The sequence below is a fragment of the Methanospirillum sp. genome (genome assembly GCF_028679455.1).
In the GTDB taxonomy this organism is placed as follows: domain Archaea; phylum Halobacteriota; class Methanomicrobia; order Methanomicrobiales; family Methanospirillaceae; genus Methanospirillum.
In genome coordinates this window covers 1-6,800 of sequence record NZ_JAJRBM010000409.1, presented here as the reverse complement: position 1 = coordinate 6,800, position 6,800 = coordinate 1, and the positions used below count along the sequence as shown (strand labels likewise).

At 45.9% G+C, this 6,800-nt stretch carries 4 protein-coding genes; all 4 read left to right on the top strand.

Going from position 1 to position 6,800, the window contains the following annotated elements:
* The coding region (locus LUQ50_RS13990; RefSeq protein ID WP_300040720.1) for a hypothetical protein at positions 1 to 936 on the top strand (936 nt) is incomplete at its 5' end.
* A 140-nt stretch (positions 937 to 1,076) separates the two neighbouring features.
* Positions 1,077 to 4,862: a PKD domain-containing protein gene (locus LUQ50_RS13985; RefSeq protein ID WP_300040718.1), complete on the top strand. Its 3,786-nt coding sequence runs from the start codon at positions 1,077 to 1,079 to the stop codon at positions 4,860 to 4,862.
* A gap of 23 nt (positions 4,863 to 4,885) precedes the next feature.
* The gene (locus LUQ50_RS13980) at positions 4,886 to 5,350 is read left to right on the top strand and encodes a type IV pilin N-terminal domain-containing protein (RefSeq protein ID WP_300040716.1); all 465 of its coding nucleotides are present in this window, start codon (positions 4,886 to 4,888) and stop codon (positions 5,348 to 5,350) included.
* Between the two features lie 635 nt (positions 5,351 to 5,985).
* Positions 5,986 to 6,225 (top strand): nucleotidyltransferase domain-containing protein, encoded by a 240-nt coding sequence (locus tag LUQ50_RS13975; protein WP_300040714.1) that lies wholly within the window; start codon positions 5,986 to 5,988, stop codon positions 6,223 to 6,225.
* Positions 6,226 to 6,800 lie beyond the last annotated feature (575 nt).

Here is a 6,800-nt window from a genome sequence, read left to right as displayed (position 1 = left end):
AATACATCGATTGATAACCTTACCCTCGTAAAAGGCGTTGATGCAGTAAATAATCCCTATCCAATTGATCTCTATGACTGGAGTTATGGACTTGCGGATACGCTAAATAATACGTTCAACTATTCATGCAGCGTGTATGAATATCCCTATACACCAAATCCAACTGAAACGAAGGGGTCTTCGATTGGTCAGACAAAATATGCACCTATCGAGGAGAAAACTGTTTCTCCCGAAACTGATTTTGGATCCGGAGTAAATCATCCTCTTTCTTTGTTTAAATTTGGTTCACATAACAAATACTGGGTTAACCAGGAATACCTCTACCAGTGGGGAACCTCGTTTGTCAACCAGAGCGATGGTACCTCGTTATTATTCACTCCACCTGTATCAGTCCAGATGGTAAACGGTATAATCCAGGTGGACATTACCGATATCGAGATCAAGACGCATTCAGATTTCATCCATAGTTCATCAGTAAGCGGAACACAGAATAACCCGGTAATGATCACGATATCTGACCTGACATCGTCGGTCAATGGGTATGAACTCCTGGATGGGCAGAGCAATGCGAAATTTATTCTCATCAATGCCGATGGATTAGATGCGGCTGAACAGAGTAAATGGTATAAGGTCTTCAACACCGTGGCTGAAAATGCTAAGAGATCCTCCAGCGGATTAATTTCTCCAAAGAATATTGTTGCAACGGTTAAACCCGTAACTGCTGGAGAAATAAGTGCAAGTCTGTTTATATGTAATGGTCCATCTCCTTTTGATCTATCCTCGATAGTTCAAGATGATGTGAATTATCCCACTCTTCAGGATGTCATTGATGAATTTACAGATAATGATGGAGTGGATGATATCACACAAAATAACCTGAAAATATCGTATAAAAAAGCTGATGTCTCGGTCTCGTTGTTCAACATCGGCCAGTAAGGTTAATCAAAGATATATTCTTTTTCTTCACTCCCCTATTATTACCCTTCCGATAGTTTATTGCATCACAAAACAAGGGGATAGTTACGATCATTCTTTTATATGATCCCAATTTCATCGAACAAACGGAGAGAATCGGCATGAAAAAAGATTCCGGGATAAGCGAGGTACTGGGGGCGGTACTGATGATTGCTATTATGGTCACCGGATTTAGTATTTTGGGGACGGTCTATTTCTCCCAGCCCCCCCCTGAAAAAATCCCCCAGGTCTCCTTCAATCTGGTTTTGGGAACTGATAACCAGATTAATCTGATCCACGCAGGAGGAGACAGCCTCCGGACGTATGATTCATCAGGGAATAATGCAGAGGCCAATGCCGAGTATTATATCCTTGTTGACCGGGAGAAGATTTGGCCAATACTAGATGCCACCGCTACCCTGGATTCCGGGAAATCTGAATTCAGTTACGTGGGTAATACTTCATCAACCGGTCTCGATATGGAATATCTCCAGGTTGGAGAGGGGTTTAGTGCAAAACCTCTCAGCCTGCCAAAAAATATTGATATAATCTATAAAAGCCCGTCGGGTGCCGAGTCGATAATCTGGTCAGGTCTCATTCCCCGGATAATCGATTTTGGAACCGGGGGGAGCATATTCGGAAGCGGCAGTGGCCGGGTAGGCATGACCGGTTCTGTCCGTGTCTGTATCAACGAAGAGGTTCAATTTAATGATACCTCCTATGGTAATGTTGTTTATTCGGATTGGGATTTCGATGCAAACAAAAATCCCGGGATCGATGCGACAGGACTTACTCCTACCTGGACATATACGGAGACCGGCCTTTATTCCGTAACTCACAATATTACCACGGATGAAGGACTCAACTTCACCCTGACAAAAGAGAATTATATCGAGGTCAAACCGGTTCATGCGGATTTCACTGAATCATGGGATAAGGATTGTACCTCGTCGGAAGGACGGGTTTGTGATTTATGCAATGCAAAATACCCGGGTAAACCCTGTGGCCGGGAACCGTTCCTCGTGAACTTTACTGATGGCTCGTACTGCTCTCCGACTGGCTGGAGCTGGAATCTTGGGGATGGAACCGTAAAGAGCGGAACATCCGTGTCCAACTACTACCTGTATGATTATGGGCGTGGTGATGGAACTGAACCGATCCTGTACTCGGTAGAGCTGACCGCTTCAAACCCCGGCGGATCTGACCGCATGAATAAAACGGACCTGGTTGTCGTTTATCCCCTGTGTACAGCACCGAAAGCAGATTTCAGCTACGACGGAGTTGTCGATCTCGATGGAAACATGTCTGTTGAATTTACGGATCTCTCGACGAGCGATCCTGAGAGTGTTGTTTACTGGGATTGGGATTTCGATAACGGAAAGGAGCATTATTACGGAAAAGAACCGCCGAGACAGGAATTCGAGGCCCGGAATGAGACCTATAAGGTCAAACTGATTGTAAAGAACGATTGTGGCCAGGTAGCAAATATTACCCGACCGATTGTGTTCCCCTGTACGACCCTTACCGGGGTAATGGATGCAGAACCAAAGACCGGTGAATCACCCCTCACGGTGAACTTTACCGATCACTCAGAACCCCATGCAAACATCACCGGGTGGCGGTGGTCATTTGGTGACGGTACGTATTACTACTCGTCCAATGTCTCGAATCCGAATCCGCCTCCCCATACGTATGACCGGGTGGGAACCTTCTATGCCAGCCTGATGGTCCAGAACGAATGCGGACAGGCGTTTGTCAACACCTCGGTCTTCGTGGTCTCAAAGCCCGGGCTTATTTCGGGAAAGGTATGGACCGACAAGAACCAGAACCGGGTGAAGGATACCAGCGAGGATTATCTCCCGGATTGGCAGGTCACCCTGGAGGAACGGAAGAGTGGAACCTGGCAGGCGGTAAACTCGACGACCACCAACTCCACTGGTGATTACGTGTTCTACCTCGAAGGGGTGAGCAACTCCGTCTTCAGGGTCAGGGAATACCTTCCCGATAAGTGGAAAGTGACCTATTCGTACGGGACGTACAACCAGAACGTGTCAGACAGTATCCTGATCTATTCGGACCGGGAGTACACGAATATCGATTTCGGCAATGTCGGGCCGCATACTTCCTCCATTCAGGTACCCGGGTACTTCGTTAAGTATGGAGGGGGCTATAGTGATGGCACTTTTTACTATAGCGACCTAGCTTCTTCGGCAGAGTTTCTTGATTACAATACAACATATAATACCACGCCGCGTGTCGTATACCTGAGTCCAAGCTCGAGAAGCGGCACTTTTACCCTGGATCCCCCGGGAGGGTATCCCACGGGGTATACAACCTGGGGTGACTCTTCATACAATCTCACGTTCAGGGAGTATAACAACTACCTAAAATACGAGGGATATGGGGCTTATTTCCTTGACTGGTGGCAGTATCCGGTAGGAACAAATTATGTGAAGGGGATTCATTTCCCGGTGCCTGATAACACGACCATTTCAGCGAACCAGTTATATCTAACATATAAATGGGATTCCTCTATCCATTTTGATATCGATAAACCGAAAGAAGGAGACACGATTCCCTATACCTCGGCATACACGGTGGAGGCACATTTTGAGGGTCTTGGAGAAAGAACCAGTCAGTGTTATCTTACCTCTCCGGTTTCTACCCAGCAGTTATTATATAACTCGACTATTGCTGAATACCTGATCACAAGTCTTGATACCAGGCCATATGAAGGTACCAAGCGTCTTTTCACTGCAAGGATGAAACTTTCAAACGGCACGTATGTATATGCCTATTCAAATGCGACGATCGCGTATGAACCAATTACCGTAAATATCACCTCGATCACCTCCGAATCGGGAACCTGGACCACGGCGAATCCGAACGTCAAGGGGAATACCACGGTGACTGCATCCGTCTCCGGGAAATGGCAGGATAACACCTCGGCACAACTATATGTCAATAACCAGTCGGTAGGCACCATGGCTGTCACGACACCCGGTCTTCCTTCGACAGTCCAGGGAACCTTCAATGCAGAACAGTATGCAGGGAGAACGTTGCCAGTATTCGTGAGGGTTCCGTACCGGAATGCCACGGTTATTGCCATGATGGGTAATTTTGCGGATTCGCCCTTGAAGAGTATCACCGTTCTTTCAAAAGAGCCGATCCATGCCAACTTCACCGCGTATCCCTGGACGGGCAGAGCTCCCCACGAGGTTGCATTTACCGATCTCTCAACCGGCGGGGCAAACCAGTGGTCATGGAATTTCAAGGATGGAAACAGTTCAACGGAACAGAACCCCATCCACATCTTCATGAGCGAGGGCAATTACTCCGTCCGCCAGATGGTCACCAATGCAACGCCCGCCTCTGATTATATCGAGAAGTACGTGAATGTAACCGGTATCTGGAATGGCACGAGCCTGCTAACCTCAAGAAACACGATTCTTGAGTCAGGCGGTGTCATGTCATGGATATCCCGGGGATCGAACTCGACGATCACCGTGAACAACACGACCATAACCATGGCTGACGGTGATAGTATCGAGATTGCCCTGAGAAACCAGCATTCAAAAGCGAAGATATTCATGGCCGGTTCAATAACCGAATGCAACCTGTCTGATATCGATCTGAAGATTAACGGGATCCAGAAAGCCCAGGGGAACATAACCCAGATCCGGGTACAGGATTTCGAGAACTTCCATTCAAACCTCACCCTTACTGCAGCAAAGAATTATGCTGCATGGGTCAGTTTCCAGTGGCAGGGAACCGGCGTCTCGGTCTCGTGGAAACGGAATCTCAGGATCACAGAACTGATGCCGACCATCGAACGGTTCATGAGCCTGGAGCTCGATTCAGATCAGTCATTCTTTGACGGAACAGCAGCAGAGTACTATTTCACCTGATATCACCTATTTTATTGTTATTCATGAAGGACTGTGCTGTTTCGGAGGTTATCGGGGGAGTCCTCTTAATATCCATTGTCATCACCGGGATGGCTATCATCGGGGTATTTCTCATCTCCTCCCCCCCCCCGGAGGCGCAGCCGCATATCTCCTTTCTGGTGTACTCATGCTGTGAGGATGGTCGAACTTATAACTCGACATTGATCTCTCATCAGGGAGGAAGTTCAATCAAGTGGTCTGATATCAAGTTCCTTCTAAATAATGAAGTCGTGACTCCTTTGTGTTCGTATTCTGATGAAGTTAATACTTCAATTTCCAAGGGAAATGGAACTTCTTGGAATAATGACGATACTGTGTCAAATTTTTCAACCGGAGACACCCTGAAGATTGTATCAAGTGGAATACCCCATCACTTGATAATTTTTGAATCGGTCGGGGCGAATCAGACGATACTGGATACAGAATTTACGTGTTTTTCCTGTAATTAACCTCCCACAGGAACCTGGTACTGGTGCACCCGTTCGTGACCTGACAGGTTTGACCCAAAAAACGCCCCCAAAATAGCCTTCTTTTCGGAATTCCGCCCCTGTTCGGATCACCGGGTATCCTCCCGGCAAAATATCGGCGTATGGCGGAGTATTCCTGGAAAACCTGGTGAAAAGCGCAATTGCTGCTCCACGCTATGCCGGGCTTATATATACCCATACCTGAACTATGGCCCAGCATGAAAAGGGGCTGTGTGTCAGTCTATATAAACGATCCAAAAACGCGTTTATGAGGCAATTTCACCGATTACTTATGTAATCATCTATTTTATTCTGAATATGCACAGATCCTCCTTATTTTCAAGTCAGGGTAATACCTCCATATATAGTATAATGCCAAACTTTCCGGATTTATCCAAAAAGTATGGCTTAAACTATGTAGCGCATATAGTGTGCACGCTTTGAATAACCTCTGTTTCACTTCGGTCATTCTAAATCGGTATACTTTGCACTATATTCATATCTCCGAATCTCTCCCTGATCTGTTATAGACTCATCTGAATAATCCCTAAAAAAGAGATACTAAGGTGCAAAGTGTATTCAGCAGATCCTTTCCCCTCGATAATTGGAGCGTTTTAATGTCAGTGCTTTCTGAAGACCGGATCTTAAAATCTGCGATGAAGGTTCTTCGGGTGGATAAACCATCCCGAATTATCCTTTTTGGATCGTATGCCCGGGGTGAGGCAACTGCAGAATCAGATCTGGATCTTCTGGTACTGGTAAAAAAATCTAAAAAGAGGAATCCAGATGGTCATTTATCGAAATGCCATTGGAAGAGTAACTCCTGGTGTGGGAGTGGATATATGAGTATACAGTGAAGACGAGTCTTCAGAACCAGTTCCTGGGACTGTTTTATTCTGGGCATTAAACGAGGAAAAGTACTGTATGAATCGGAAAGATGAATCCAGAAGGTTTCTCTCCTGAACGTATGCTGATCGCGATGCCTGTCTTGCATTGATATGAATGAATGGCATAAAAATCCCACATTATTTGTCTTCATGCCTAAGAAGGCTGTGGAAAAGCATGAAAGTCCGTAATACTTGCACATGGCATCATATTCAGGCGTACTCATGTTCTTTCCGAGTGTGCGTATCTGATCGATAAAATTGGAATTTCATTGCCGATTGAAACAGATAAACTCGCATTATGAACACCTATGCAGTATTCGGGAGATATGGTGGTATTGAAGATGAAATCATCCCGATTTATAATGCGATAAGCATAATGGAGACCATTCTTGAGAGGATCGGGGAAGTTCTGTGACTGGCAGAGTTACACATCTTTGATCTTTTCACTTACCAGTCCTATCACTGCTGACAGAGAAATAATGCAAGATAATATCGTCTCAAGGAAGCGAGAAGTTTTGTATCGGATAACTCCTCGTGAGTCTGTT